The organism is Brevibacterium sp. UBA7493 (assembly GCF_002479565.1).
Classification (GTDB): domain Bacteria; phylum Actinomycetota; class Actinomycetes; order Actinomycetales; family Brevibacteriaceae; genus Brevibacterium; species Brevibacterium luteolum.
In genome coordinates this window covers 118,490-144,244 of record NZ_DLOD01000015.1, presented here as the reverse complement: position 1 = coordinate 144,244, position 25,755 = coordinate 118,490, and the positions used below count along the sequence as shown (strand labels likewise).

Genomic DNA, 25,755 nt, shown 5'->3' with positions numbered 1-25,755 from the left:
CCTATGCGCTCGGCCGCCTCAGTGCTCGCCGACAAGCGGGTCGCGCAGCACCGGCTCCTGGAGCGCCGCCGTCGCGGCAGGGGAGGCGCCACCGCCGCCGAAGCTCGGCTCGCGCAGCGCCATCTGACGGCGCAGCTCCTTGGCCTTGATGTGCTGCTCGGCTGACTCGACATCATCCGAGGTGGGCCGCTGCGGCACTCGGGCTGCCGCCTCGGCGCCGGCCGCAGCCCAGGCATCTGCCTCACGTGTGGCGATCTCACGCAGCTCACCGAGCGTCAGCGTCCCGCTCGTGCGCCCGTCGACTGCCAGCCGGCCGAGGTCGACGAGCCTGGTGGTCGGCAGGCTCATGTAATGGCCGATGATCGCCGCGAACTCCAGCTGCTCGCGCAGGTCGAGTTCGGGACGCCGCGGCATCGCCTGCGGAAACCCGTCATGGGCGGCGGCCACATAGGGTCCGTATTCGCCGATCACCGTCTCGTCTTCGAACAGCGGCTCCTCGTGCCACTTCAGCCACCAGGCCTGCGCGCACACGAGCAGCAGATCGGCTTGAGTCTTCGTCACACCCGGCTGCAGGAACTTCAGCCAGGCGAGCACTTCACGTGCGGTGCGCATGGCACAGCTCCTCTCGCCAGCGAGCTCTCCATTGATGTCTCGCCTGGTACCACCCTAACCGCCCCGCGCAGACCGTCGATCCCCAAAGCCGCATGATCGGCTGTGATTTCCGTCCAAGGCCACCTGCTGATCGATGGACACATCACCGTCATTCAGCGGCTGCGGCTCACTGCAACCTTCGTGCAGGTCTACCCCAAAGGTGCAGTCCCTAATCCATTGACGCAGACACCCCGTCTTGCTTCCATGAATAATGTGAGCTGTTCGGCCATCCCCTCCACCGCAGCTGAATGCCACCGCCCCGATCATCCCTCGAAGACCCCACCCAAGGAGAGATCCCCATGCGTTACGCACGCACCGTCCCCACGCTCATCGTCGCCGGCACCCTGGCCATCGGCAGCCTGCTCGGCACGTCAGCTGCCGTGCTTCCGTCAGCCGGTGCAGCCCCCGCCTCGGCGGCGGTCGCCACCCAGGCCGAGACCCAGGCCGGTGAAAAGGTCCTCGACTACCGCTGGGAGCAGCAGAGCACCGCCTACAACTGCGGCCCGTTCGCTATGCGGATCGCACTGTCGGCCTTCGGCCACGACGTCGCCGCCGACGACCTCGCCGCTCAGGCCGGCACCACCGAGGCCGGTACGAACTTCGGCGCGATCGAACCGGTGATGAACGCCCGGCTCGGCTCGACGTTCTACGAGACGAAGGGGCTGGCGGAGACGCCCACCCAGGAGCAGAAGGACCTGTTCTGGCACGATGTGCAGTACGACATCGACCGTGACCATCCGGTCATCGTCAACATTATGACCGCCCCGGATGCCTCCCCAGACTGGTACCCGAAGAACCAGGGCCTCATCTACCACTTCTTCACCGTCGTCGGCTACGACGCCGAGAACCGCACCGTCAAGGTCGCCGATCCGGCGAACTTCGGCGGTGTGGGCGAATTCTGGCTGCCCGCTGACCAGGTCGCGCTCATGGCCGGTGGCCGCGGCTACATCGGCTGACCCCTCTGACACCGCGCCCGAGGCGGTGGCTGGCCTGCGTGCCGGCCGCCGCCTTTCGCTATGGTGGCGGGCCGGTGGCTTCGCTATGGTCGGCTCATGGGAATCGGGCGCATGCTCAAGCGCAGGTGGCGGGCCGTCACGCTGCTGGTGTGCGCTGTCGTCATCTGTGCGCTCTTCGTCATCCGGCCGTGGTCATCCCAGCCCGCAGCCGGCTGGGAGCTGCTTGTGCAGATCGCAGCCGTGCTGACAGCCGGACTGACGCTGTTCGGGCTGTGCGTGCCCGCCGCGCCTCGAGCCAAGGCCAGCCGCGACGAATCTGCCAGTGAGCGGTGAGTGTTCAGCTCAGGGAGCGTGCTGCTGTCGCATCGATGGCGGTGAGGACGTAGGACCACTCGATCCGCTCCTGCTCCAAGCGCGGGAAGCCGCTGGCATGCAGCTGCGCCGCCATCTCGCGCTCGCCAGCCGTAAGGGTCTCCAGATGTTCCGGGGCAACCCGCAGCGGTGCCGGCTCTGTTCCGGCCAGGTGCTGGAAATCGATAAGCGTGCGGCTGTCCATGAGCACCGATTCGGTGTGCGGGCAGTGGGTGCGGAAGCGGTTGAGGATCCCGAAGCCGTGTGTGTCGATGTCTCCCCAGTAGAGGACACGCGCACCGGACAGCCACGGCAGCCGGGCAGCCACTGAAGCGGAGTAGCCGGGGTTGAATACGGCTACCGCGTCTCCCCACCGGCCGTGTGCTGGCAGCGCGAGGAACGACGCGAGGTTCTCCGTCACAATGACGAGTTTCGGGCGCACCGGCAGCTGTGCGATCTCAGACGCCGGAGCTTCGATATCGCGCAGACCCGCGAACAGGTGCGGTCGGTCGCCGGTGCCGAGGAGCCGCACGCGTATGCGCGGTTCAGCCGTGCGGAAGCCGAGGCTGTCTTCACCGGTGAGCGAGGTGATGATCGGGGAGACGACGCCCCGATGCGTCTCCAGCCATTTCGAGTCGACGCCGACGATCGGCAGCTCGCGGATGAACAGTCCCGAGCGGGGGTTCTCCCGCAGCCAGCTGAGAACAGCCAGCAGTCGCTGATGGTCGTCGGCGCTGAGTTCGGCAGCGGCTCCGAGGACGCGGCGCAGCACAGTGAGGGGGACCGCGTCCTGAGCCCACTGCGCGAGCATGTCGGCGGCACGGGTGAGCCGGCGCCATTCCCGCAGCTGATCTGCCCAGGCGGCGACCGCCTCGGGCGTGGTGAGCCGCAGACGCACCGGCAGCCGCTGCCGTCCCCAGGTGCGCCACCGCCGGCTTGTCCAGTCGAGGTGCGCATGCTCCGGCAGCTGCGCGCCAGCAGCCTCCCACGCTCGGATCCACGACATCACCGCATCGAGCTTCGCGCTGGTCTGCGGCTCCGCTGGCGGCTTGAGCGGCACAGAGACGTCGGCATCCGCCATACCGAGCGCCCACGCCCGCTTGTGCAGCCGGAACTTCGCGGCGACTGCCTCGCGCGCCTGATCGGGTGAGACCATGCTGTGCGGCGCGCTGGACCGGCGGCGGGCACTCACTCCGGTTCCCCGCTCTGCTCCCACTGAAGGGCTGCCAGACGCGAGTCACGGTTGTCGCTGATGTCGATCTTGACGGCCGCACCCACATAGTCTTCGAGGATCGGCAGCAGCTTCTTCGGTGTGGCGAGGATGAGCTGGAAGCCGAAGGCCACGAAGGTCTCCAGTGCCATTCGGGCGAAGGTCTCATCGGCTTTGTCGAATGCTTCATCGAGCATGACGGTGCTGAATTCCGGCAGCTCTTCGGCAGAATCGGTCAGCTGATAGCGCAGGGCTGCGGCCAGGCAGAACACGACGAGCTTTTGGCGCTGTCCGCCGGAGAGCCCGGTGGAGGATTCGTAGGCTCGGATCGGCTCGCCGTTCGCATCAGTCTCCACGCCGAGGAAGCTGACGTGCCGACGGGTGTCGAGACAGGCGGTGCGCCACCGCCGGTCTGCTGGTTCAGCTGAGCCGAGGCGGCCGATGACCTTCTTGATGAGCGCGAACTTCTCGTCTGCGGCCTCCGGTGTCAGCGATGTCATCGCATCGGTGGTGATCTCGCGCAGCTCTGCGAGGAATGTCTGGACTTCCGCGGTGCGGCGCTCCTTCGGTTTGATCGTCAGATACCTTCCGCGGTCGAACTGGCTTCCGCTCAGCGACTGGTTCACCTGGTGGATGCGCTCCCTGACTTCGTTGAAAGCGCGGCTGATCTGCGCATTCAGCGTGCCGATATTGCGGGTCGACTGGGTGCGCAGCATCTCCAGGAAGCGCTTCTCATGTGCCGGCAGCCCGTCGCTGTGCAACGTGGTGCGCTGTCGGCGGTATTCGTCCCGGTCGCGGATTGAGCGCTCGACGTCAGCGCTGAAAGCTGGCCACTGGCTGAGGAAGGTGTAGGCGTGGCGTTCGAAGCTGGCCTCGGCACGGTGCTGCTGCTTCTGGATCTCATCACGGTCTTCGCGCAGCTGCCGTTCGATCGCATTCTTCACGGTGGCGATGTCATCGGCGCTCAGCCGGCGTCGGCGTTCGTGGAACCGGGAGCGCAAGGTATCTGCTACAGCCGCATCCGGTTCGGGCCCATCACCGGCGTCCGCTGCCCGGGCAACGGCCTCGTCCAGGCGTGTGAGCACGCTTCTGAGCTCGATCACATCGGTCTGTGCAGCGCTCTCGGCCACCCGGGCCGCCTCGCGGGCGGTGGTAGCCGCGTTGACGAGCTCCTGTGCTTCCTGCAGATCGGTGTTGCCGCGGGTCATCTTATCCAGTCGTCGTTCGGCGGCCGCGACTGCAGCCTGTGCTGCCCGGGCGTCGAGCTGCGCCCATGGCGTGTCAGCGAGCTCATCGAGGATGCTGCGTCTGCTGGCGTCGGCGTTTCGCTGGTCGATGGCCCGGATGAGCTGGTCCTTGGTCTGGGCGACGGTCTTCTGCTCAGTGTTGATGGCTTCGAGCAGCTCCGTGACCTTCTCCACCGTGCTGAAGCCCATCACCCAACGGCGGCGGTCGTCGACCCGTGTGCGGTCGTCCTTTTCAAACCGGTCTCCCGGCCGTTTGACCTGTCCGGCACGAGTGAGTCCACGCTCCACCTGCGCCAGTTCGGCAGGCTCATCGACACAGGTGTAGTCGAATCGGGTGGACAGCGTGTGGTGCATCCATGCCGCGAAGGGCGAATCGCTGCGGACGTCGACCTTGTGCACCAGGGACCGGGAGTCACTGATCGATGGGGGCGCAGGAGTGGAGCTGTGGACGGCCTGCACGATGATCCGCACTCCGAAATGCGTGGAATCGAGCGTCTGGGCCGCCTGCTTGGCGTAGCGGAAGTCGACGAGCATCGTGCGTGAGAGCGAATTGAGTAGCCGTTCGAGTGCACCCCGCCAGGCGGCATCCTCCCCGCGCACTTCCATCAGCTCACCGCAGAACGGGAGTGCCTGATAGCTGAGGTCCAGCTGCTGAGCCAGCAGCTTCCGGGCGTTGAGCAGCGGCCTGTCGAGATTGGACTTCTCCGCCTTGGCCGCCTCGAGGTCGCTTCGGAGCTCCGCCAGCCGCTCCTCCGCCTGCCGGTGCCGCTCAGCCGCCTCATGCTCGGCGGTCTGGATGCGGGTGCGCTCAGCTTCGTCAGCTGGGTCGGAGCGCTGTTCGAGCAGCTCATCGAACTCCTCCGCCGTCTGCGGCAGGGCGGTGACGCCGGCGCGCTGGAGCCGCTGGCTCAGCGAGGTGCGGCGCCGGTCGACATCGTCCTGGCGGTTCCGGGCCGCTGTCAGCTGGTCGTCGAGTCGGGCGAGTTCGCCTCCGCCGGCCTCCCGCAGCGCGGCATGGGCGAGATCCGCATCGCGGGTCGCCTCCTCGACACCCGCGCGCGCCTTCGCGAGGGCGGCTTCGGCACCCGAGAGGCGCCGGCGTACCCTGCTGCGCTCCTGCTCGGCGAGTTCGCGGGTTAGTGCGCTGGCCACAGAGTCGAGCCCGGCGAGCAGGGAGCTGATCTCCGTGTTCCGGGCCGTCGCCTCGTCATAGGCGTCTGCGTCAGCGCAGATCTCCTCCAGCGCCTGCAGCTGCAGGCGTGCGGTGACGACGCTTTCGTGCGCATCGGACAACTGCGCGAACTGTTCGACGGCGCGATCAGCGGTCGCGAAGGTCGCAGGCTCGCCTAGCATGTACATCCGGAACAGGTCGTCAAGGCTGCCGAGGTTCTTCGCGGCGACCGTGCGGTGGAGCAGATTCATCGCCGCATCCGAGGCGATGCCGAGCGCAGTGCGGTACCGCGACTGGAAGACGGAGTGCTTGTCGGTGACGAATGCGGACGTGAAATCCCGCTTGAGCTTCCGCACCGCCACCGCGCCGGTCAGATAGCTGCTGAAGTCCGGCAGCACAGCATCGGAGCGGGTGAGAATGCAGATCTCCTTGACCTCGCTGGGCATCATCTGCCCGGCGTTGAGCTTGAAGAGCTTGATGAGCAGGGCCGGCTCGTCATCCGGCCGGTCGAAGCGCAGCAGCACGCCGGAGAAGGTCGCACCGGTGCGCAGGTAGGTTGTGCGGATCTCATCGACGTCATCGGCTTCGGCTGCGCCGTAGGCACCTCGCATATAGCTGACGATCGTGCGGTCGGAGGAGCGCACAGACTGGTCCTGCGCGGCGGCGTTGTAGCGCAGCTTCACCCGAGGTGTGAGGACTGTGGAGATCGCATCGAGCAGCGAGGACTTGCCGGAGCCCGAATCGCCGGTGAACACGAGGCCCGAGGGCGGAACGTCGACGGCATGGTGGCCGGAGAAGGTGCCCCAGTTGATCACCTCCAGCCGGCTGAGCCGCCATTGGCGGCGCGCGGTCGCTGCTATCGCCGGCACCGGGGCCGCCGGCTGCTCCGGCAGCTCGAAGAGCGCATCGCTGCTCATCGGTCATCACCGTCCTCCGCTGCGGCGCCGTCCGACTGCGCCAGGCCTGCGTCGAGGATCCGCTGGTATTCCGCGGCCAGGGCATGGATCTGCTCGGCACCGAAGATGAGGCGCAGCACCGGTGAGATCTCGTAGCGTCCGTCGGTCTTGGTGCGCTGCAGAATGCCGTACTGGATGAGCTTCCGGAACGAAGCGTTGAAGCGCTTGGCGAACATGACGTCGTCGAGGTCCTGTTTGGCTGCGAACACGCTGAGCGCATCGCGCATCTCCTCTTCGCCGATGATCGCCCGCATCCCGCGGTCGACCCGCAGCAGCTCATGGCGCAGCTGAAGCACCAGGGCGGAGTCCAGCAGCGTCAGCTGGTGCGTGCGCACCACCGCAGGCGCTGCTGCTTCCGGGGCGCTGACATTGCGCACGAAGGCGATCCCGCTGTCCTCATCGACGATGAGCTCCAGGAACATGTCCGCCAGCCGTGAGCGCAGCGCCTCCTCACCGTTGAGGGTCGCCCGCCACAGCGCCGGGTGGGACTGGCTGGAGACGTAGGGCCCCTGCACGAGCTTCACGAGTGCGCGCCGGGCATCGGCGCTGAGAGTTCCAGAGTCGTATTCCCAGAGCTGGTCCGGGTTCGCTTCCGGCTCCCGGGCCGGTGCCTCGGGCACGGCAGGTGCGTCACGACTGGCTTCAGAGCTGGGCATGCGTTCCTTCACGAGTGCGACGGGTGCGCCTGAGGGCCGGGATCGGCTCAGTGAAACGGAAGCAGAGCGCCTCGGCGCTGCGTTCGGCACCGGAGGCCGACACCCAGCGCAGCGTCTCATACTCATCGGGTTCGCTGCTGCCGTAGCGCAGCGCGAGATCCATGAGCCCGATGACGCTGCCGAGCCCCTGTGTGGCCGGACGGAATCCCAGGACATCGCCGATTCCGATTCCCGGCAGATCCTCCTGGGCAGAAGGCAGCTGACCCCCGCGGTGAGCGGAGAGCGCGGCGTTGACGTTCTCGGCAAGCTCCTTCATGTCGATATCGGCCTCCCTGGCGAGGGAGCGCAGTGCAGCTGCGTCGAGGGTGCCCGTGGTGTGTGACTCGACCTCATCCGCGACTCGGGCCAGAGCCGGATCATGCAGGCGCAGGGAGCCGACGGAGCGCAGCTCGACAGACGGCCGGGCGATCGAGATGTTCAGCCGTTCGTACACCGGCACCTCGGCGGCGACCTGCACCGCCAAGGACCGCGCGGATCGGATGGCTGCTGCAACACTGCGGTCTTCGGCGAATTCGCTCGATTGCACGAACCGGCGCAGCGACCGCGTCAGGGCCGTCATGACATCGCCGACTTCTGCCGCACGATCCTGGAGCATCGGAACGAGCCGGCGCAGGAACGTCACTGTCGCAGGATCGAGGCGATCGACGAAGTCCCGGCCCAGCAGCTCAGTGATGTTCGTTTCGAACTCCAAACCCGCTTCAGTGTCGAGAAGCATCGAAGCGAAGCCGTCGAACGACCGGCCAGCCTCGGATTCAGCGAGATGGTCGACACCGCGCCACACATCGGACAGCACTGTTCCGCGGTGGCCGGCCTCCTCCACGAGCTGGGTGCGCAGCGAGCGATTGATGCTTTCCAGTTCGGAGCGCACGCGGGCGAAGTCAGCGGGCAGCTCGGAAGCCAGCTGGGAGACGTCACGTGCCGATTCGGAAGCGGCAGCCGCATCAGCCGGCAGCGCCTCCCCTGATCGGACGGCGTCGATCTCAGCGTCGATGCGATCACGCTCAGCTTCGAGGGCTGCGACGCGCCGTTCGACATCGGGGTCGGTGTCGCGCACGAGCTGGCGGAGCCGATTCTGGATCGTCGCCAGCCGCGACTGCGTCACCGAGGTGCGGTCCGAATCGAGCCGGTCGACGAACTGCAGGGCGATGTGCCCAGCTGGGGACAGCTCGAAGGTCTCCTCCCGGATGGCCTCGACGCTGCGGCGGATGAGGATTCCGTCGCGCCGCCACTGCTCGCAGTAGCTGCGGGCCGTGCCTATGACGGTATGGCCCTGATATCTCAGAGCATCGAGGTCGGCGTCGATGAGGTCGAACAGGTCGCTGGCGGCCATCCGGATCGTGCTGCCGGTCAGGTGCGTGCGCAGGATCGGAGCGGCGAACCACACATTGTCGCTGCGCAGGAAAGACCAGGTAGGGTCCTCTGCGATCAGGCGGCGGTTCGCCTGCGACTCTGCCAGCACGCTCATGGCATCCATCGTAGAGCCCTGTCAGCCGTGCTGCTGGGCGGGGCTGAGCTGTCGGTCTTCAGCGCCGTGGGGCCTCACCCTCCAGGTGCTCGAAGGCCATCCGATAGAACCACTCGACGTGTGCGGTGACCGCATCCGCGGCAGCCTGCGGGTCGCTGCCCGCCACAGCGGCGAGGATCTGCCGGTGCTGCTCCTGCAGACGCAGCCTGACCTGCGGCCAGTCGGTCAGCAGCCGCACCCCCTCCTGCACATAGCCGACGGTCGCCTGACGCAGCGAGCCGAGAATCGTCGTCGTCACCTCATTGCCGCCCAGCGAAGTGACCGTCAGGTGGAACTGCGCATCGAGTTCGTGGAAGGTCTCATCGGGCAGAGCAGGATCATCGAGCGCAGCGAGGATCTCAGCGGCCCGTGCAAGAGTCTGTTCCGCCTCGGGGTCGGAGACGGCCTCACGCCGGGCGGCAGCAGCAGCGGCGTCGGCTTCGAGCAGTCGGCGCACCGCGACGACATCGACGACCGGCAGGAAGCTCGACGCCAGGTGCATCCGCAGCCCCCAGCCGAGTGCGGCCGAGGGCTCGGAGATGACGATCGCCCCAGCGCTAGGCCCCGAACCGACCCCCGAACGCACGAGCCCGAGGGCGTCGAGGATGCGGATCGCCTCGCGCACGGAGTTGCGGGAGATGCCGAACTCCTCAGCCAGCGCCCGCTCCGAGGGCAGTCGGTCGCCGATGCGCAGCTGCCCTGAGCGCAGCCGGTCTTCGACAGCGTCGAGGATGGCGGCATAGGACTTCGCGGGCGCGCGGCGTTCGGGGCCCATCTGGTGAATGCTCAGGGAAGCATCCACGAGAGCACATTCGACTGCAGGAACACGAGGCTGCAGATGATGAACAGCAGCCCGATGCTCCACGGGATGACCTTCTTGAAGATCTCGGACTCCTTGCCTTCCATCTGCACTGCCGTCGCTGCGATCGCCAGGGACTGCGGGGAGATCATCTTGCCCACGACCCCGCCCGAGGTGTTGGCTGCCAGCAGCAGCTTCGGGTCGATCCCGGCGTTGGTCGCCGCGGTGTGCTGCAGGTTGGAGAACAGGGCGTTGGCCGAGGTGTCGGATCCGGTGACGGCGGTGCCGAGCCAGCCGAGGATCGGAGAGAGGAAGGCGAAGATCGCGCCCAGCGACGCGAGGTAGGCGCCGATCGAGACGGTCTGGCCGGAGAAGTTCATGACATAGGCCAGCGCCAGCACGGCCGCGATCGTCAGTGCCGCCCACCGCATCCGCCAGGCGCAGGTGCCGATGAGCCCGAGTGCTGCACCCATCCCGAGGCGGTAGCGGCCGTGTTCGCTGAAGACCGTGTAGATCGCGGCGACGACGAGTCCGGTGATGAGCAGGATGGTGCCCGGTGAGGACAGCCAGGCGAGCTTGTAGGTGGTGGACGCGACGACCGAGCCGTCGGCGGTGAGCAGGTGCTCGGACAGCCCCGGCCACGGGATCTCCAAGGTGGTCGACGCCAGGGCGGCCGGGACGTCGATGCCGAGCTTCCACATGTTCGCCACGGCGAAGAAGGCGACGACGAGCAGATAGGGCAGCAGGGCCATCCACACGCGCACCGGCTTGAGCTCGGCGGTGCTCACCGGCGCGGTGACGCCGAGGCGCTCGCGCACCTCTGCGGTGCCGCGTGGGGTCCAGACCTTGAGGAACAGCACGGCTGCGCCGAGCGAGGCGAGGCAGGCGACGATGTCGGTCATCTCGTAGGAGAAGTGGGTCGCCGACCACCACTGGGCGATGCCGAAGGACAGGCCGATGACGAGCGCTGCCGGCCAGGCGTCTTTGATGCCGCGCAGCCCGTCGAGGACGAAGAGCAGCACGAAGGGCACGATCCAGGCGACGAACGGGGCCTGCACACCGACGATCGCACCGATCGCCGCCGGGTCCTCACCGGTCAGGGATCCTGCGGTGGTGATCGGGATCGCGAGTGCACCGAAGGCCACCGGCGCGGTGTTGGCCAGCAGCACGGCGATGGCCGCGCGCAGCGGAGCCACGCCGAGGGCCATCACCATCGTGGCGGTGATGGCGACCGGGGCGCCGAAGCCGGCGAGGGCTTCGAGCAGGCCGCCGAAGCAGAAGGCGATGAGGATCGCCTGGATGCGCAGGTCGCCGCCGCCGATGCGGTCGAAGAGCAGACGCAGGTCCTCGAAGCGACCGGACGTGACGGTCAGCTCGTAGAACCACAGTGCCATGACGATGATCCACACGATCGGGAACAGCCCGAAGGCTGCGCCCTGTGTCGCGGACAGGGCCGCCAGTCCGAGCGGCATCTTGAATCCGAGCCAGGCGACGAGCAGCGCCGCGGTCAGCGCGGCCAGCGCCGAGGTGTGGGCGCGGGCTTTGACGCCGAGCAGCATGGCGAAGAAGGTCGCAAGCGGGATGAGGGCGACAAGGGCGGACAGGCCCAGTGACCCGCCGACGGCGTCGGTGGCTGCGGTGAAGTTCTCCACGGGGGCTCCTTGAGACGGGAGGGCGCGATTGCGGGCGCGGCCAGTGAGGTGCGTTCAGCAGTGAACGTGATCCATGCCGGTGCTGTGTGCTACATTACAGTATGTGGTGGGACCACAGCTTACACGCGTTCGGGACGAGCACAAATCCGTGTCAGGCTGGAGGCGTACGATGGCACACAGCAGCACCTCATCAGAGCCGCTCGCGCCGACCTCGCTCCGGAACCATGAGCGTGCTGCCGCCGAGCTCCTGCCGGCAGGCGGGACGTCAGAGGGGAGTAGACAATGACATCGGCCACCCGGCCCAGCCCGCCCGGTGCTGCGCAGTCAGCCCAGGCCCCGACATCGGCGCAGACCGCGCTGCGGATCGCGATCTTCCCGACCTGCATCGTCGACGCGATGTACCCCCGAGTCGCCGAAGCCACGGTGCGGATCCTCGAACGCCTCGGCCACGAGGTCGTCTTCCCGCCCCAGCAGACCTGCTGCTCGCAGATGCACGTCAACTCCGGTTACTTCGCAGACGCCTACGACATCGTGCGCAACCACGTCGAGGCCTTCTCCGACTACGACTACGACGTCGCCGTCGCCCCCTCTGCCTCGTGCGTCGTGTCCCTGCAGCACCAGCAGCCCGACATCGCCCGCCGCGCCGGTGACCCAGCCTGCGCCTCGGCGGCGGAGGCCATCGCCGGGCGGACGTTTGAGCTCTCGAAGCTGCTCATCGACGTCCTCGGCATCACCGATGCCGCCACCCAGCTCGACTCCTACTTTCCGCACCGGGTGACCTTCCACTCCAGCTGCCACGGGCTGCGGCACATGAAGCTCGGGACCCGGCAGTCCGATCTGCTGCGCACCGTCGCCGGCATCGACTACGCCGAGCTGCCCGGGCTGGAGGATTGCTGCGGCTTCGGCGGCACCTTCTCCTTCAAGAACGCCGGCACCTCCGGGGCGATGACCGCCGACAAAGTCGCCGCGATCCAGTCCACCGGGGCCTCGATCTGCGCCGGCGGCGACGTCTCATGCCTGATGAACATCGGCGGCGCCGCACAGAAGCAGAAGACCGGCATCACCACCGTCCACTTCGCTGAGATCCTCGCGAGCACCCGGGAGAATCCCCTGCAGGTCTCCGGCGACGTCGCCGTCTCCGGGGGCGGAAGGAGCTGCGCATGACCACCGTCAACCTCGGGATGCCGACGATCCGCCACGGCCGCGGCAACCTCTTCGCCGACGAACCCTTCACCTCGGGCGCGGCCCGGGATCTGAAGAACGAGACCCTGCGCGGCAACCTCAATTTTGCGATGCGCAAGATCCGCGGCAAGCGCGCCGCCGTCGTCAGCGAGATGCCCGACTGGCAGCAGCTGCGCGCCGCCGGCTCGGCGATCAAGCAGAACGTGCTGGCCGACCTGCCCGAACTCCTCGAGCAGTTCGAGGCCTCCTTCACCGCTGCCGGCGGCCACGTCCACTGGGCCCGTGACGCCGATGAGGCCAATGCGATCGCCCTGCGGCTGATCCAGGAGCAGGGAGTGGACGAGGTCAACAAGATCAAGTCGATGGCCACCCAGGAGACCGGCCTCAACGAATACCTCGAAGCCCACGGCATCACCGCTGTTGAGACCGACCTGGCCGAGGAGATCGTGCAGCTCGGCGGCGACAAGCCCTCCCACATCGTCGTGCCGGCCATCCACCGCAACCGGGAAGAGGTCCGCGACATCTTCCTGCGCGAGATCGACGGCGTGCGTCCGGATCTGACCTCCGAGCCCACCGACCTGGCCGACGCATCGCGCGAGCGCCTGCGCGCGAAGTTTTTCGACAACCGCGTCGCCGTCTCCGGGGCGAACTTCGGGATCGCTGAGACCGGCACACTGACGATCGTCGAATCCGAAGGCAACGGCCGCATGTGCCTGACCCTGCCGGACACCCTCATCACCTTCATGGGGATCGAGAAGGTGCTGCCGCGCTTTGCCGACCTGGAGGTGTTCCTGCAGCTGCTGCCGCGCTCCTCAACCGGTGAGCGGATGAACCCCTACACCTCCCTGTGGACCGGCGTGACTCCCGGCGACGGGCCGCAGAACCTCCACGTCATCCTCATCGACAACGGCCGCACCGCCACACTGGCCGATGAGGTCGGCCGCCAGGCCCTGCACTGCATCCGCTGTTCAGCCTGCCTCAATGTCTGCCCCGTCTTCGAGCGCGCCGGCGGTCATGCCTACGGCTCGGTCTATCCGGGCCCGATCGGCGCGATCCTGTCCCCGCAGATGACCGGCATCGAGGCCGCGGCGAACAACTCGCTGCCCTATGCTTCGTCCCTGTGCGGGGCCTGCTACGAAGTCTGCCCGGTCAAGATCAACATCCCCGATGTGCTCGTCCACCTGCGCGGCGCCGACGTCGAGGCACGCCACAGCGCGCGCAGCACCGCGCCCGAGGCGGTGGACGTTTCGCCTGCCACCGACGCCTCTGCTTCCGGCGCCTCCCGGCGCTCCCGCCTGACAACGGCCGCCCGCACCGGGGCTGCCCGCATCGCCGGGGCGGTGGCCCGTCGGGTGCCCGATCAGATGGATGCCCTCATGGCGGCTGCCAAGACCGCCTTCGCCAAGCCCGGGCTGCTGAGCATCGGTGAACGGGGACTGCGGCTGGGCAGGATCCTCGGCGGCAGGGACGGGAAGATCTCCTTCCTGCCCGGTCTCATCGGCGGGTGGACCGAGCATCGGATCATCGACGCACCGCCTGTGCAGTCCTTCCGCCACTGGTGGAAGCGCAACCGCACGAGCGCCCCAGTGCGCCGCGCCCCCGAGCAGAGGGCCGATGTCGCCGCTCTCATCGCAGCCAACCGCGGCAAGGCCGCCGAACTCCATGCGCGCTTCGCCGCACCTGCCGATGACTACACCCGGCTCATGGCCGCCGAACGGGCAGGGATCCAGCACCACGACGCCACCGGTGCCGCCGTGGCCGACTATGCCCGCGGCACCGAGACCTCGGCGACCACCGCCTCGGGCACGGACGACGGACGGATGAAAGGCGAGAGAGCATGAGTGAGCGGACCACCTCAGCGAAGGCCGAGATCCTCGCCCGCATCCGTTCGGCGCTGGCCGACAATCCGCAGCCGGCCGCACCCGTGCGCAACTACCGGCAGCGCAGCAGCGCCGATGCGCAGGCGGTGCGCGAGATGTTCATCGATCGGATCGTCGACTACAAAGCTCGTGCATTCATCGAAACCGCAGAGACGATCGCCGGGCGGATCGCCGAACTCCTCGGCGAAGATGCGCGGCACGTGGTGCCGGAGGGATTCCCGGTCGGCTGGCTGCCCAGTGACGGCTCTGCTGGTGAGAGGATCGTTGACACAGCAGACCAGCCGCTCAGCCACGCCGAACTCGACGCGGTCGACGCCGTCGTGACGTCTTCGACGGTCTCGTGCGCGGAGACCGGGACCGTGTTCCTCAACGCGGGGCCTGCCGAAGGGCGTCGGGCGATCAGTCTCATCCCCGATCACCACATCTGCGTGGTGCCGGCCGAATCGCTCGTCGAGCTCGTGCCCGAGGCGCTCGCCCGCATCGACCACAGGCAGCCGGTGACGATGTTCTCCGGACCGTCGGCGACCTCGGACATCGAGCTGCAGCGTGTCGAGGGGGTCCACGGTCCGCGGAAGGTCGACATCATCATCCTCGACTGAGCTGCAGATCTCTCCGGCAGGCAAGCCGCGACCCGAGCTCTCGGACCGGGGCGGCGCGGACACCGGGGCGGCACAGACGATGAAGGCGCGGTTCGAGGCAGCGAAAACGCCGCATGAGGCCGCCGCCTGTCCGAGATTCCGGACAGATCGTGCTTCGGCTCACTTTCGGCTGCTTCCACCTGCGCGCAGACTGGAAGCAGAACCGTTCGCACCCCGCGCCTGACTGCAGGCGTCCCGAGAGCCGGAGGAAGACGCATGACGACGTCACACGCATCCGAAACTACAGACACCGCAGCTGCGAAGGAAGCAGCCGCGAAGCAGACGTTCACCCGCCACGACCCGGAACGCGTCGTGCGGGCTCCGCGCGGCACCGAGATCACGGCCAAGACCTGGTCGACCGAAGCCGCCAAGCGGATGCTCATGAACAACCTCGATCCCGAGGTCGCCGAACGCCCCGAAGACCTCGTCGTCTACGGCGGCACCGGCCGTGCCGCCCGCTCATGGGAGGCCTTCGACGCGATCGTCAAGACTCTCGACGACCTCGAAGCCGATGAGACCCTCCTCGTCCAGTCCGGCAAGCCGGTCGGTGTGCTGCGCACCCACGAATGGGCCCCGCGGGTGCTCATCGCCAACTCCAACCTCGTCGGCGACTGGGCCAACTGGGAGCACTTCCGCCACCTCGAAGCTGAAGGCCTCATGATGTACGGCCAGATGACCGCCGGTTCCTGGATCTACATCGCCACCCAGGGCATCCTGCAGGGCACCTACGAGACCTTCGCCGCGGTCGCCCGCAAGCGCTTCAACGGAACCCTGGCCGGCACCCTGACCCTCACCGCCGGCTGCGGCGGCATGGGCGGTGCCCAGCCGCTGTCGGTGACCCTCAACGGCGGCGCCTGCCTCATCATCGACGTCGACAAGTCCCGCCTCGATCGCCGCCAGTCCAAGCGCTACCTCGACGAGGTCGAGACCGACCTCGAGGTCGCTCTCGAAAAGGTGCTCAAGGCCAAAGAGGAGAAGCGTGCGCTGTCCGTCGGCCTCGTCGGCAACGCCGCAGACATCGTCCCCGAGCTGCTCGCTCGCGACGTGCCCGTCGACATCGTCACCGACCAGACCTCGGCTCACGACCCGCTGTCCTACCTGCCGCTGGGTGTCAGCCTCGAGGACTGGCAGGCCGAAGCTGATGAGGATCCGGAGAAGTTCACGCTGCGGGCTGAGGAGTCGATGGCCAAGCACGTCGCCGCGATGGTCGGCTTCCAGGACAAGGGAGCCGAGGTCTTCGACTACGGCAACTCGATCCGCGACGAGGCCCGCAAGGCCGGCTACGATCGCGCCTTCGAGTTCCCCGGCTTCGTCCCGGCCTACATCCGCCCGCTGTTCTGCGAGGGCATGGGGCCCTTCCGGTGGGTCGCGCTCTCCGGTGACCCGCAGGACATCAAGGTCACCGACCAGGCGCTCAAGGAGCTCTTCCCGGAGAACGAGTCGCTGCATCGCTGGCTCGACGCCGCCGATGAGTACGTCGAGTTCGAGGGCCTGCCCGCCCGCATCTGCTGGCTGGGCTACAAGGAGCGCCACCAGGCCGGTGTGCTCTTCAACAAGCTCGTCGCCGAGGGCAAGGTCTCCGCACCGATCGTCATCGGCCGCGACCACCTCGACTCCGGCTCCGTCGCCTCGCCCTACCGTGAGACTGAGGGCATGCTCGACGGCACCGACGCGGTCGCCGACTGGCCGCTGCTCAACGCCCTGGTCAACACCTCCTCGGGCGCGACGTGGGTGTCGCTGCATCACGGCGGCGGCGTGGGCATGGGCCGTTCGATCCACGCCGGTCAGGTCTCGGTCGCCGATGGAACCGAGCTGGCGGAGCAGAAGCTCACCCGCCTGCTCACCAACGACCCGGGCATGGGCGTCATCCGCCATGTCGACGCCGGCTACGACCGCGCCGTCGAGGTCGCCAAGGAACGCCACATGCGCATCCCGATGAATCCTGAGCTCGACAAGCGCGACGAGGAATCCGCCGCGAACTGAGCCCGCCGAGGCGCACACTGACGCCTCCGGAGGGCAGTCCAGAGAAATCTGCGGAGCCACTCATCTGCTGCAGACCCGCAGCAGATGAGTGGCTCCGCGCACATCGTCAGGTGACCGCAGGCCCGCCACACCCGAGGATCCGGAAAGTTAGCAAAGCTATTCATGGTTTTCGCGCCTGAAACCATGAATAACTTTCCTGACTTTCCCTTCAAGACCACGCTCTTTCCTTCAAGCTGGGCCCCACCTGCGGAAAGCCGACTCGCCGGTGCGGAGCGCACCTGCAGGTCGAGCGCGTACATTGGAACCATGGCCTGGGAATTCTGGATCGAAGAGGCACGCCGCGGCCGCTGGCGCGCGGTCGACGAACCGCACGCCGCCAGTGGACAGCTGCGGGTGCGCACCACCGCCTCTGCTATCTCCCGCGGCACCGAACGCCTCGTGTGGGAAGGCCGGGTCCCCGACTCCGTCGCAGGTCTCATGGCCGCCCCCGCTCAGCGCGGCACCTTCCCCTTCCCCGTCTCCTACGGGTATCTGGCCGTCGGCACCATCGACGAGGGCCCGGCCGACCAGCTCGGCCAGCGCGTCTTCGGGCTGCGGCCGCACCACACCCATCACATCGTCGGCCCGGCTGACGTGCATCCCGTGCCCGAGGCGGTGCCCACCTCGCGTGCGCTGCTCGCCGGAGCGGCCGAGACCGGGATCAACATCCTGTGGCAGGCTCCGCCCCGATTCGGCGACCGCGTGGCCATCATCGGCGCCGGCATGATCGGTGCGGCCACCGCGCTGTTGGCCGACCGGATGGGGCTCTCCCGCCTCGAAGTCATCGACACTGACGCCGCACGCCGCGAGATGCTCACCGGCCTCGGCCTGTCCACCGCGACCCCAGATGAGGCCAGCGGCGACTGCGATATCGTCATCCACACCTCGGGAACGGAAGCCGGCCTGGCCACGGCACTGGCCCTCACCGGCGACGACGGCACCGTCGTCGAAGCCTCCTGGTACGGCACCGACGCCCCGCGCGTGCCGCTCGGCGCGGACTTCCACGCCCGCCGGCTTTCGATCATCGCCAGCCAGGTCGGGCAGGTCGCCGCCGGCCAGCGCGCCCGCCGCACCCGCGCCCAGCGGCTTGGCCAGGCACTTCACGCCCTGCATGACGAGCGCTTCGATGCGCTCATCACCGGTTCCACCGACTGGTCCGAGCTGCCGGTCGTCATGGATCGCGTGCTCACCGACCCCGCCAGTCTGTGCCACATCGTCGACTACCGCAGCCTGCCCTGCTGAGAGGAGAGCCATGTTCCGCCTGAGCATCAACGACCACATCATGATCGCCCACAGCCTGCCCGACCCGTTCTTCGGCCCGGCGCAGCACATGCACGGTGCCACGCTCGCCGTCGAGGCCCACTTCGAGACCGCCGAACTCGACTCCCACGGCGTCGTGCTCGACATCGGCCGGGCCGGTGAGATCCTCTCCGCGGCCCTCGACCCGCTGCGGTATGCCAACCTCGACGAGCACCCCGACTTCGCCGGGAAGATCTCGACGACCGAGGTCATCGCCGCCCACATCGGCAACCGTCTGCGCGAAGCGCTCGCCGACCGGCCCGACATCAGCATCGCCGTGACCCTCGATGAGAACCCCAACGCGCGGGTCACCTACACCGTCCCGCCGGCGCCTACCCTGCACCCGGCTGACCCGGGGCCCCGGCAGGTATGAGCTCCCGGCCGGTCCACCTGCTCGAACCGGCCCTCGGCCGAGCCTCCGGTGGGGCCCGCTACAACTGCGCCGTCACCGATGCCGCCGCCCGGCTGCGCCTGCACTCCGTGCCCGGCGGCTGGCCCGACCCGTCTGCCGCCGATGAGGCTCGCGTGCACGACCTGCTCGCCGAGCTCGACGGCCCGGTCGTCCTTGACGGGCTGCTGGGATGTGCGCTGCGCACCCCGCCGGTGTACACTGGCCCGCTGCTGCAGCTCGTCCACCTGCCCCGTGGCCGAGGCGGTGGCGAGGCTCTCGCTCGTGAGCGCGCCTGCCTGCAGGCCGCTGATGGCATCATCGTCACCAGCCAGCACGCCGTCGAGGACATCGCCGGTCTCTACGGGCTGCGCGCCGCTGTCGCCCGGCCGGGGACCGAGCTTCGTCCGCTCACCGTGCCCGAGGCAGCGGGCACCCGCCTGCTGTGCCTCGCCTCTGTCGAGGAGCGGAAGAACCAGCTGCTGCTGGCCGAAACACTCACCACCGTGCAGGCAGCCATGCCGGATGCCGGGATCAGCTGCGTGTTCGCCGGCCCGATCACCGAACCTGACTATGCCGAGCAGCTGCGGCAGGCCCTGACCCGCCTGCCGGCCGGCAGCTGGAAGATCACCGGCGAACTCGACGAACACGGCGTCGACGCCGCCCTCGCGGCCGCCGATCTGCTCCTGCTTCCCTCGGTCCACGAGACCTTCGGGATGGTCATCACCGAGGCCGCTGCCGCCGGCATCCCCGCGTTCGTCACCGCAGGCACCGGCGCGCAGGAGGCCCTGCAGGCGGGCCGGTCCCTGCCGCCGGAACCGGGAGCCTGGGCTGAGGCACTCATGGCATGGCTCGGCGATGAGCATGACCGCACCCAGCTGCGGGAGCAGGCGCAGCGCACCCGCAAGGATCTGCCCGGGTGGGACGAGACCGCGGCGGCGCTGCTTGCTGCCGTCGATGCGGTTGCTCGTACAGCGGATGCGTCTGCGGCTGGCCCGTTCTCTCCCGAACACGGGGACTGGCTCGACATGCGCATCGCGTATGACAACACCGCGCGCACTGCCTCCCTGCCGCTCGTCGACGCCGCGCTCGAGGCGGTGGCAGGCCGCCGGGGGACCGCACCTGCCGCTCCTGCCATGCCGGCTGCTCCTGCCGTGCCGGCTGCTGAAGACCGACGGCTGCGGATCTGCGACATCGGCGCCGGCACCGGCAACTCCGCACTCTGGTTCGACTCCGCGTTCGGCGAGCGCGGAATCACCGACCGGACATGGCTGCTCATCGACGACGACCCAGACGCACTCACCCAGGCTGCTGCCCGCATCGGGGCTACTCCCGACCGCCGCGCTGAGACCCGGCGCGCACCGATCGCCGAGCTGCCACGCATCCTCGACGTCAGCCAGCCCGTCGACCTCATCACCGGCAGCGCCGTGCTCGACGTGCTGCGCCCCGCTGATGCCGCAGCCCTCGTCGACACGCTGGCAGCGACCGGGGCGCCGGGTCTGTTCCTGCTCACCATCACCGGCGACTGGCACCTCAACCCCGTGCACCCGGCAGACCGACAGATCGCCGGTGCCTTCGCCGCTCATCAGCAGCGCGAGGGCCGGCTCGGTGCCGCTGCCGCTTCCCACCTGCAGGACGCTGCCGAAGCCGCCGGCATGCGCGTGCAGTCCACCGCCAGCCCCTGGCAGCTCAGCGCCCGTGAGGATCACGTGTTCCTCACCCGGTTCCTCACCGACCGCGTCACCGCTGCCAGCGAACAGGATCCCGGCTCCGCGGCCCTCTTCTCCGCATGGCTGGGCGACCGGCTGGCTGACGAGACACTCACCGTCACCGTCGACCACCGCGATCTGCTCATCCTGCCCACCACTCCAGGGGAGGGGCGATGACCCAGGTGCCCGGCACCTCGGCGGCGGCCCGCACACGCACCGGCTCGCGCGCCTTGCCAGCAGGCGAGGCGCCGAGACGCACGCGAACCCAACGGGGTGGGCGGTGGATGCGTGTGCTCGCAGTGATCGCCAGTGTCGTGCTGCTCGTCATCACCGCCCGGCTCATCGGCGCGCAGGCGCTCACCGCCGGATTCACCGCGCTCGGGCCAGTGAGCGTCCTCGCCGCCGCTGTGCTCGGGTTCGCAGCCACCGGTGCGCAGGCTCTGCGCTGGCACCTGCTCGCCGCCGCCGGCGGGATCCGGCTCGGGCTCGGCCGGGCGCTGGCCGACTGCTACGCCTCCAGCTTCGCGAACATGGTGCTGCCCGGCGGGCTGGCCGGCGATGCCGTGCGCGCAGCGGTCTACCGCGACCGCGGGCGCCGTCGCTGGCTCTCACCGCTCCTGGCGGTCGGGGCGGAGCGGCTGAGCGCGACAACGCTGCTCTTCGCAGCCGCCGCCGTCATCCTCTCGCTGCACACCTCGCCGGCGCTCATCGCCGCAGCCGCAGCTGCGACTGTGTCCTTCGGATGTGCGATCGCCGCCGTCGTGTGCATGCGCGGAATGGGCACCCGCCGGCAGCTGGTCGTGTGGGCGACCTCTGCGCTCAGCGTGGCAGCACTCGTGGCGCTGTTCCTCGTCGCGATGCGCGCCCTGGGGGGCCGGATCGAACCGATCGTGGCGATCATCGGGCTGGCGGCGATGAGCCTGCCGGTCGGGGTCGGCGGGTGGGGTCCTCGTGAACTGTCCGTCGGACTGCTCGCCGGACCCCTGGCCCTGCACGCCGAATCCGCCGTCAGCGCCGCAACCGCCTATGGGCTGCTCGCAACTGCATCGACCCTGCCGGGTCTGGCCGTGCTGCTGTGGCATTGGCTGCGCCAGCCGCGCCAGCAGGGCTGAGCTTCAGCTCTCCAGCAGTCCCGAGGTGCGCTGCTGGGCAGCCGCGCTGAGGACGAACTCCGTGCACACATCGGCGTCGAACAGGTGCCGCCGGAACGGCACCCGCAGCGCCTCGGCCATCACCGGCGAACCGGAGAACCGCAGCCCCGGCACCCCATCGCCGATGAGCACCGGCGCCAGGGTCAGGAACAGCCGGTCGAGGACACCTGCAGCCAGGAAGTCCGACACGGTCCGGCCGCCGCCCTCGATGAGCACTGCGCCCGGCACCTGCTCACGCACGACCGCCAGCACCTGCTCTGGCGACACCGGCGCACCGCCGGTCTGCGGCAGCCGGACGACGGCGACATGACCGGCCAGGTCAGCCGGCACCTCGGCGGCGGGACCGACCAGCCACAGCGTCCTGGCCGCCCCATCGGTGAGCACCTGCCGGTCGGCCGGGATCCGGGCGTGCGGGTCGAGCAGCACCCGCACCGGGTTCTCGCCATCAACCGCCCGCACGGTCAGCTGCGGGTCATCGGCGACGACAGTCTGGGCGCCGACGACGACTGCGGCGACAGCGGCGCGCAACCGGTGCAGATGCGCCCGGTCGGCCTCCCCGGAGACGAACGCCGCATCCCCGCTGCGGGCGGCGATGAATCCGTCAGCGCTCTGCGCCAGCTGGGCGACGACCTCGGCGCCGGCGGTGATCGCTGCGTAGTCCGGGCCCGAGGTGCCGGTCGCCTGGGCAGCCGCGACCGGCACCTCGGGCACGGCGCGCGGCCGGTCGTGGTGCATCCGGCGGCGCTTCGTGTCGAGGTAGCCTGCGTTCTCCGGCCGGTCGGCGACCGGGAGCATCCGCCGCTCGATCACCTCGATGCCGAGCGCTTCGAGCGCGGCGGCCTTCGTCGGATTGCTCGACAGCAGCCGCACCCGGGTGATGCCGAGGGCCTCGAGCATCTGGGCGGCGGCGGTGTAGTCGCGAGCGTCATCAGGCAGGCCGAGGCGCCGGTTGGCATCGACGGTGTCGAGCCCGGCATCCTGCAGCTCATAGGCCTCCAGCTTCGGGCCGAGCCCGATGCCGCGGCCCTCATGTCCGCGCAGGTAGAGCAGCACACCGCAGCCGGCATCGGCGATCGCGGCCAGTGCCGCCTGCAGCTGGTCGCCGCAGTCGCAGCGATGCGAGCCCAGCGCATCGCCGGTGAGGCACTCGCTGTGCATCCGCACGAGCGGGGCGGTCGCAGCAGACGGGTCACCGGCGACCATCGCGACATGCGTGGTGCCGGCGGCGTCGAAGGCGTAAGTGGTGAAGACGCCGTGATCGGTGGGCAGCATCGTGCGTGCCCGCTGGTGAAGCGCGGTGCCGGATTCGGAGATGGCCATGGATGACAGTCTAGGCCTGGTTGACCTCGGCGGCACGGCCGCGTTCGAGGATGCGGATGTCGAGGGCGAAGGAGACGAGGAGGCTTGCCACCGCTGCGATCGTGCACACCCACCCGAAAGCCGGCACCGCCAAGCCCGGCGGGGAGCCAGCGGCCAGCAGCAGCGGGCCCTGGAAGGCGGCCACCGTTTTGCGCCGCCACGACGGCGGCAGCTCGGCTCTCCAGGCCGGCCGGATCGCGGCTCCGGCCCGGAACGCGAAGTGCGCCAGCCCGCTGATGAGGCACCAGGTGCCGTAGAGCGGCACGAGCGCTGCGGAGAGCACAAGCACGACGGTCGCGTCGACCTGCTCATCGAAGCGGGCGCCGGCGGCAGTCGTGACGGTCGCCCGGGCGATGAGCCCGTCGACGAGGTCGAGGGCGAGCATCGGGATCGCGATCGCGACCGCCAGCCACCCGAAGCCCGGGCCCGGGTGCACGGCGATCGCGGCGATGACGATAAGCAGCATCCCCAACCGGAGGCTGGTGACGCAGTCGGCCCAGTGCCAGCCGCTGCCCGTTTCCGAGGCGGCGGCCGGCTCACGTGGCGCGAGCAACGGCCACGCACCGAGGATCCCGGTGCCGGCAGCCAGGATGACCGGCACCGCTGAGGCGGCCAGCCACCCGGCCGTGCCGAGTGCGACCGTGAGGATGAGGATGACGGGGAGTCGACGCATCAGCACCCGCCCGACGGTGGGCCTGGGGACAAGTGGGCATCCAGGCCGCGCTCGCCTGCGGCCATGACATGCCGGTGCGCCCAGCCGGCGAGCGGGCTGCAGGCGTTGACCGCGATTCGGCGGGAGCACACCAACCACTCGAACGTCATCTGGGTGCCCGACCCATCGGGCGCGGCACGCCATGTCCCGGTCCCGGTCAGGTCACCGCTGACCGCCAGCTTCGCGGTATGCGGGGCGGTGGCAGACGTGAGTCTGAGCAGGAGATCGAGGCGGAAGCCCAGCGGGCTGCCGACGACCACCCGGGCGCGGGTGTTCGGGGCAGCCGTGCCGGTCGCAGCGAACAAATGCGCCTCTCGCACGCCGGGCCACCATGCCGGCCAGCCGTCAACGGCACACAGCGCCTGCCAGCACCGGTGCGTCTCAGCTGGGATCTGCCACTGTGAGACGAACCGGTGCCGGCGCGGCACTGTGAAGGTCATCGTCCCAGCCTATGCTGGGTGCGGGGCTGCCGGGCACCGGATTCGTCATCGCCCTCACCTTCGGGTAGGAATTCCCACGAAGTCGGCAGCGATGTGGTGGTGAAGTCGGCGAGAGCCGTCTTTTGGGCCGTGAAGCCGCGGAAGCGGAACTGCTGCGGGTCGCCCTTGATCGTCTGGGGCTTGTGCACGAAGGTCAGCGTCGTATGCTCTGGGTTTCGCGGATGATGCAGCCCAGCGGGCGGATCTGGATCAGCATATGCGCTGCGGATGGATCGAGGGGCCCAGCTCATCTGAGCTGGGCCCCTCGGCCTTCGGGTGTGCGAACAGTCTCTCAGCTTGCTGACGCTGTCCAGCTGCCGTCGGCTTGCACGATGAGAATCGACGGGCCTGACCTCAGGGGAATCGAGCCGTCGTAGCTGCCGATCTCGTTGATAAGCAGGTCGGGACCGAAGTCGGAGCCCGAATTCTCGTGCACCACGAAGTTGCCGTCTCCGTCATGGGTGAAGCTGACGGTTGCCGCGCCCTCGGTGTACTGCATCACCGTGTCCCCCGAGCCTGATTCGGAGAATGCGGCCGCCGTGGACACCGGTGACAGCGTGATCTCAAAAGTGCCGGTTGCAGTGACCTGCAGCTTCGATGTGGCGTCCCAGCCGTCTGCGCTGACGAAAGTCGTCCCCTCATAGGCGCCGATCGTATTGACCGGCAGCGCTCCGCTGCTCGCATTCGACTCGTCGAGGCCCTGGATGATGAAATTGCCATCGCCGCTGTACTTCGCGGTGATGAGCACGCCGGAGACGCCGGCGGGCATGTCGATGACCGTGTCACCGCTGCCGGTTTCGGTTACCGGGTCGAACGTGCCGAAGGCTCCGTCGGCCCAGGAAGCGAAGTCGGTGCCGGAGCTGTCGGCGTCTTCGGTTTCAGCAGCCGATTCCTCCTCGGCGTCGGCCTCCTCGGCTGCAGGCGGCTCTTCTTCCTGCGCTGAGTCGGCGGGATCCTCTGGTGCAGACTGCGATGCCGGCTCGTCAGCCGGTCGCACGGTTGAAGCGCTCTGCGCACCGAAAAGGCCGGCGACTCCTATGATGATGCCGATGACGAATCCGAGTGCGACGAGGATGGCGGTGACGATCCACGCGGTCTTCTTGTGCTGCTGGTAACCGGCCAGCGGGCGGCCCTGCTTGTCGCGAGTGGCGCCGACGAGGACCATGATGAGGTCGACGAGCGCCCAGATGCCCAGTCCGCCGGCGGTCAGCAGCTTGGCGATCGCCGTGCCGATCTTGCCGAGGTAGAAGCGATCGGCGCCGAAAGAGCCGAGGAAGTATGCCAGTAACCAGGTGACGAGGAAGCTCTTATCCGAGTCGCCTGCAGGGTGCCCCGGATGCGCACCGTAGCCCGGAGCGTGCGCGCCCGGGTGTGAGGAGGAGGTTCCGTATGCCGGTTGCGGCTGCGAACCATACTGAGGTGCGGGGCTGTAACCGGGCTGGCTGCTGTGTGCATCGGCCAGAGGATGATAGGCGGACGACGGGTCGTGAGGCGGCTGCTGTGGGAAGCGGTCGGTCTCGCCGTCACCGGGCTGATACGACATCTGATGCTCGATTCTCTCGGCTGCGCATTGCACAGTTTCTACTCAGTCAGCTTTCAGTTTACATCCAGATTCGTCTGCTGGCCCTGGTGGTCGGCGATGTGGCGATTCACGGGTGTTGGGTCCACGTAGACCCATGACACGAGGTTCCCGAGTCCGGCATTTCAGACGATAATGGCATGA

The 25,755-nt window shown here is 68.5% G+C and carries 22 protein-coding genes; 10 read left to right on the top strand and 12 right to left on the bottom strand.

The annotated features are described in order from the left end of the window. Positions 1–18: 18 nt before the first annotated feature. Entirely contained in the window at positions 19–612 is a 594-nt protein-coding gene (locus B4E96_RS09545; RefSeq protein ID WP_286957353.1) for a hypothetical protein, read from the bottom strand. A 338-nt stretch (positions 613–950) separates the two neighbouring features. Here B4E96_RS09545 and B4E96_RS09540 point away from each other — a divergent pair, with 338 nt between their 5' ends. Together B4E96_RS09540 and B4E96_RS09535 are read left to right on the top strand one after the other, a co-directional pair. Beyond that, a complete protein-coding gene (locus tag B4E96_RS09540) occupies positions 951–1,607 on the top strand; it encodes a C39 family peptidase (protein ID WP_286957352.1) in 657 nt (218 codons plus the stop codon). Positions 1,608–1,703: 96 nt separating this feature from the next. After that, a complete protein-coding gene (locus B4E96_RS09535; protein WP_286957350.1) occupies positions 1,704–1,940 on the top strand; it encodes a hypothetical protein in 237 nt (78 codons plus the stop codon). A gap of 4 nt (positions 1,941–1,944) precedes the next feature. On the opposite strand, the gene B4E96_RS09530 is transcribed toward B4E96_RS09535, so the two are convergent. Genes B4E96_RS09530 through B4E96_RS09505 form a run of 6 tightly spaced genes read right to left on the bottom strand, consistent with a single transcriptional unit; the run spans position 1,945 to position 11,213 of the window. Further along, positions 1,945–3,114 (bottom strand): Wadjet anti-phage system protein JetD domain-containing protein, encoded by a 1,170-nt coding sequence (locus B4E96_RS09530; RefSeq protein WP_286957349.1) that lies wholly within the window; start codon positions 3,112–3,114, stop codon positions 1,945–1,947. A 32-nt stretch (positions 3,115–3,146) separates the two neighbouring features. Then, positions 3,147–6,503, bottom strand: a complete 3,357-nt coding sequence (locus B4E96_RS09525; protein WP_286957348.1) for an ATP-binding protein — start codon at positions 6,501–6,503, stop codon at positions 3,147–3,149. Further along, the gene (locus B4E96_RS09520; protein ID WP_286957347.1) at positions 6,500–7,198 is read right to left on the bottom strand and encodes a DUF4194 domain-containing protein; all 699 of its coding nucleotides are present in this window, start codon (positions 7,196–7,198) and stop codon (positions 6,500–6,502) included. The genes B4E96_RS09525 and B4E96_RS09520 overlap by 4 nt, the downstream gene beginning before the upstream one ends. Next, the gene (locus B4E96_RS09515) at positions 7,185–8,723 is read right to left on the bottom strand and encodes a DUF3375 domain-containing protein (protein ID WP_286957345.1); all 1,539 of its coding nucleotides are present in this window, start codon (positions 8,721–8,723) and stop codon (positions 7,185–7,187) included. The genes B4E96_RS09520 and B4E96_RS09515 overlap by 14 nt, the downstream gene beginning before the upstream one ends. Positions 8,724–8,781: 58 nt before the next feature. After that, complete coding sequence (locus tag B4E96_RS09510; protein WP_349680655.1) at positions 8,782–9,564, bottom strand: FadR/GntR family transcriptional regulator; 783 nt, start codon at positions 9,562–9,564, stop codon at positions 8,782–8,784. Beyond that, positions 9,549–11,213, bottom strand: coding sequence for an L-lactate permease (locus tag B4E96_RS09505; protein ID WP_286957343.1), 1,665 nt, complete (start codon positions 11,211–11,213; stop codon positions 9,549–9,551). Before B4E96_RS09505 ends, B4E96_RS09510 begins: the two co-directional genes overlap by 16 nt. Positions 11,214–11,570: 357 nt before the next feature. Between B4E96_RS09505 and B4E96_RS09500 the strand changes: the two genes are divergently transcribed. The 8 genes from B4E96_RS09500 to B4E96_RS09465 all read left to right on the top strand — a co-directional run bounded on the left by B4E96_RS09500 (position 11,571) and on the right by B4E96_RS09465 (position 21,443). Further along, positions 11,571–12,377, top strand: a complete 807-nt coding sequence (locus B4E96_RS09500; RefSeq protein ID WP_259800589.1) for a (Fe-S)-binding protein — start codon at positions 11,571–11,573, stop codon at positions 12,375–12,377. Continuing rightward, positions 12,374–14,236 (top strand): lactate utilization protein B, encoded by a 1,863-nt coding sequence (locus tag B4E96_RS09495; protein ID WP_286957342.1) that lies wholly within the window; start codon positions 12,374–12,376, stop codon positions 14,234–14,236. The genes B4E96_RS09500 and B4E96_RS09495 overlap by 4 nt, the downstream gene beginning before the upstream one ends. After that, on the top strand, positions 14,233–14,874 hold the full coding sequence (locus B4E96_RS09490; protein ID WP_259800582.1) for a LutC/YkgG family protein: 642 nt from the start codon (positions 14,233–14,235) through the stop codon (positions 14,872–14,874). Before B4E96_RS09495 ends, B4E96_RS09490 begins: the two co-directional genes overlap by 4 nt. 255 nt (positions 14,875–15,129) lie before the next feature. Continuing rightward, positions 15,130–16,896, top strand: a complete 1,767-nt coding sequence (gene hutU / locus B4E96_RS09485) for a urocanate hydratase (protein WP_102162266.1) — start codon at positions 15,130–15,132, stop codon at positions 16,894–16,896. 306 nt (positions 16,897–17,202) lie between these two features. Next, complete coding sequence (locus B4E96_RS09480; RefSeq protein WP_286957341.1) at positions 17,203–18,177, top strand: zinc-dependent alcohol dehydrogenase; 975 nt, start codon at positions 17,203–17,205, stop codon at positions 18,175–18,177. 10 nt (positions 18,178–18,187) lie between these two features. Beyond that, a complete protein-coding gene (locus tag B4E96_RS09475; RefSeq protein ID WP_170274666.1) occupies positions 18,188–18,607 on the top strand; it encodes a 6-pyruvoyl trahydropterin synthase family protein in 420 nt (139 codons plus the stop codon). Beyond that, the gene (locus tag B4E96_RS09470) at positions 18,604–20,508 is read left to right on the top strand and encodes a glycosyltransferase (RefSeq protein ID WP_286957340.1); all 1,905 of its coding nucleotides are present in this window, start codon (positions 18,604–18,606) and stop codon (positions 20,506–20,508) included. The genes B4E96_RS09475 and B4E96_RS09470 overlap by 4 nt, the downstream gene beginning before the upstream one ends. A 113-nt stretch (positions 20,509–20,621) precedes the next feature. Further along, positions 20,622–21,443: a lysylphosphatidylglycerol synthase domain-containing protein gene (locus tag B4E96_RS09465; RefSeq protein WP_170274668.1), complete on the top strand. Its 822-nt coding sequence runs from the start codon at positions 20,622–20,624 to the stop codon at positions 21,441–21,443. A gap of 3 nt (positions 21,444–21,446) precedes the next feature. Here the strand turns inward: B4E96_RS09465 and ribA are convergent, their stop codons facing one another. The 5 genes from ribA to B4E96_RS09440 all read right to left on the bottom strand — a co-directional run bounded on the left by ribA (position 21,447) and on the right by B4E96_RS09440 (position 25,575). Next, positions 21,447–22,802, bottom strand: coding sequence for a GTP cyclohydrolase II (gene ribA, locus B4E96_RS09460; protein WP_170274669.1), 1,356 nt, complete (start codon positions 22,800–22,802; stop codon positions 21,447–21,449). Positions 22,803–22,812: 10 nt separating this feature from the next. Beyond that, positions 22,813–23,514, bottom strand: coding sequence for a CDP-alcohol phosphatidyltransferase family protein (locus B4E96_RS09455; RefSeq protein WP_286957338.1), 702 nt, complete (start codon positions 23,512–23,514; stop codon positions 22,813–22,815). Continuing rightward, positions 23,514–23,993: an SRPBCC family protein gene (locus tag B4E96_RS09450; RefSeq protein WP_102162273.1), complete on the bottom strand. Its 480-nt coding sequence runs from the start codon at positions 23,991–23,993 to the stop codon at positions 23,514–23,516. Before B4E96_RS09450 ends, B4E96_RS09455 begins: the two co-directional genes overlap by 1 nt. Next, positions 23,990–24,181, bottom strand: a complete 192-nt coding sequence (locus B4E96_RS09445) for a hypothetical protein (RefSeq protein ID WP_286957337.1) — start codon at positions 24,179–24,181, stop codon at positions 23,990–23,992. Before B4E96_RS09445 ends, B4E96_RS09450 begins: the two co-directional genes overlap by 4 nt. A gap of 143 nt (positions 24,182–24,324) precedes the next feature. After that, the gene (locus B4E96_RS09440; protein ID WP_259854964.1) at positions 24,325–25,575 is read right to left on the bottom strand and encodes a TM2 domain-containing protein; all 1,251 of its coding nucleotides are present in this window, start codon (positions 25,573–25,575) and stop codon (positions 24,325–24,327) included. Between the last annotated feature and the right edge of the window lie 180 nt (positions 25,576–25,755).

Coding starts and splice junctions, on each gene's coding strand:
- B4E96_RS09475 (WP_170274666.1), top strand. CDS start 18,188: ATGTTCCGCCTGAGCATCAACGACCACATCATGATCGCCCACAGCCTG.
- B4E96_RS09530 (WP_286957349.1), bottom strand. CDS start 3,114: ATGGTCTCACCCGATCAGGCGCGCGAGGCAGTCGCCGCGAAGTTCCGG.
- ribA (WP_170274669.1), bottom strand. CDS start 22,802: ATGGCCATCTCCGAATCCGGCACCGCGCTTCACCAGCGGGCACGCACG.
- B4E96_RS09540 (WP_286957352.1), top strand. CDS start 951: ATGCGTTACGCACGCACCGTCCCCACGCTCATCGTCGCCGGCACCCTG.
- B4E96_RS09525 (WP_286957348.1), bottom strand. CDS start 6,503: ATGAGCAGCGATGCGCTCTTCGAGCTGCCGGAGCAGCCGGCGGCCCCG.
- B4E96_RS09490 (WP_259800582.1), top strand. CDS start 14,233: ATGAGTGAGCGGACCACCTCAGCGAAGGCCGAGATCCTCGCCCGCATC.
- B4E96_RS09470 (WP_286957340.1), top strand. CDS start 18,604: ATGAGCTCCCGGCCGGTCCACCTGCTCGAACCGGCCCTCGGCCGAGCC.
- hutU (WP_102162266.1), top strand. CDS start 15,130: ATGACGACGTCACACGCATCCGAAACTACAGACACCGCAGCTGCGAAG.
- B4E96_RS09520 (WP_286957347.1), bottom strand. CDS start 7,198: ATGCCCAGCTCTGAAGCCAGTCGTGACGCACCTGCCGTGCCCGAGGCA.
- B4E96_RS09455 (WP_286957338.1), bottom strand. CDS start 23,514: ATGCGTCGACTCCCCGTCATCCTCATCCTCACGGTCGCACTCGGCACG.
- B4E96_RS09545 (WP_286957353.1), bottom strand. CDS start 612: ATGCGCACCGCACGTGAAGTGCTCGCCTGGCTGAAGTTCCTGCAGCCG.
- B4E96_RS09515 (WP_286957345.1), bottom strand. CDS start 8,723: ATGAGCGTGCTGGCAGAGTCGCAGGCGAACCGCCGCCTGATCGCAGAG.
- B4E96_RS09480 (WP_286957341.1), top strand. CDS start 17,203: ATGGCCTGGGAATTCTGGATCGAAGAGGCACGCCGCGGCCGCTGGCGC.
- B4E96_RS09495 (WP_286957342.1), top strand. CDS start 12,374: ATGACCACCGTCAACCTCGGGATGCCGACGATCCGCCACGGCCGCGGC.
- B4E96_RS09450 (WP_102162273.1), bottom strand. CDS start 23,993: ATGACCTTCACAGTGCCGCGCCGGCACCGGTTCGTCTCACAGTGGCAG.
- B4E96_RS09440 (WP_259854964.1), bottom strand. CDS start 25,575: ATGTCGTATCAGCCCGGTGACGGCGAGACCGACCGCTTCCCACAGCAG.
- B4E96_RS09535 (WP_286957350.1), top strand. CDS start 1,704: ATGGGAATCGGGCGCATGCTCAAGCGCAGGTGGCGGGCCGTCACGCTG.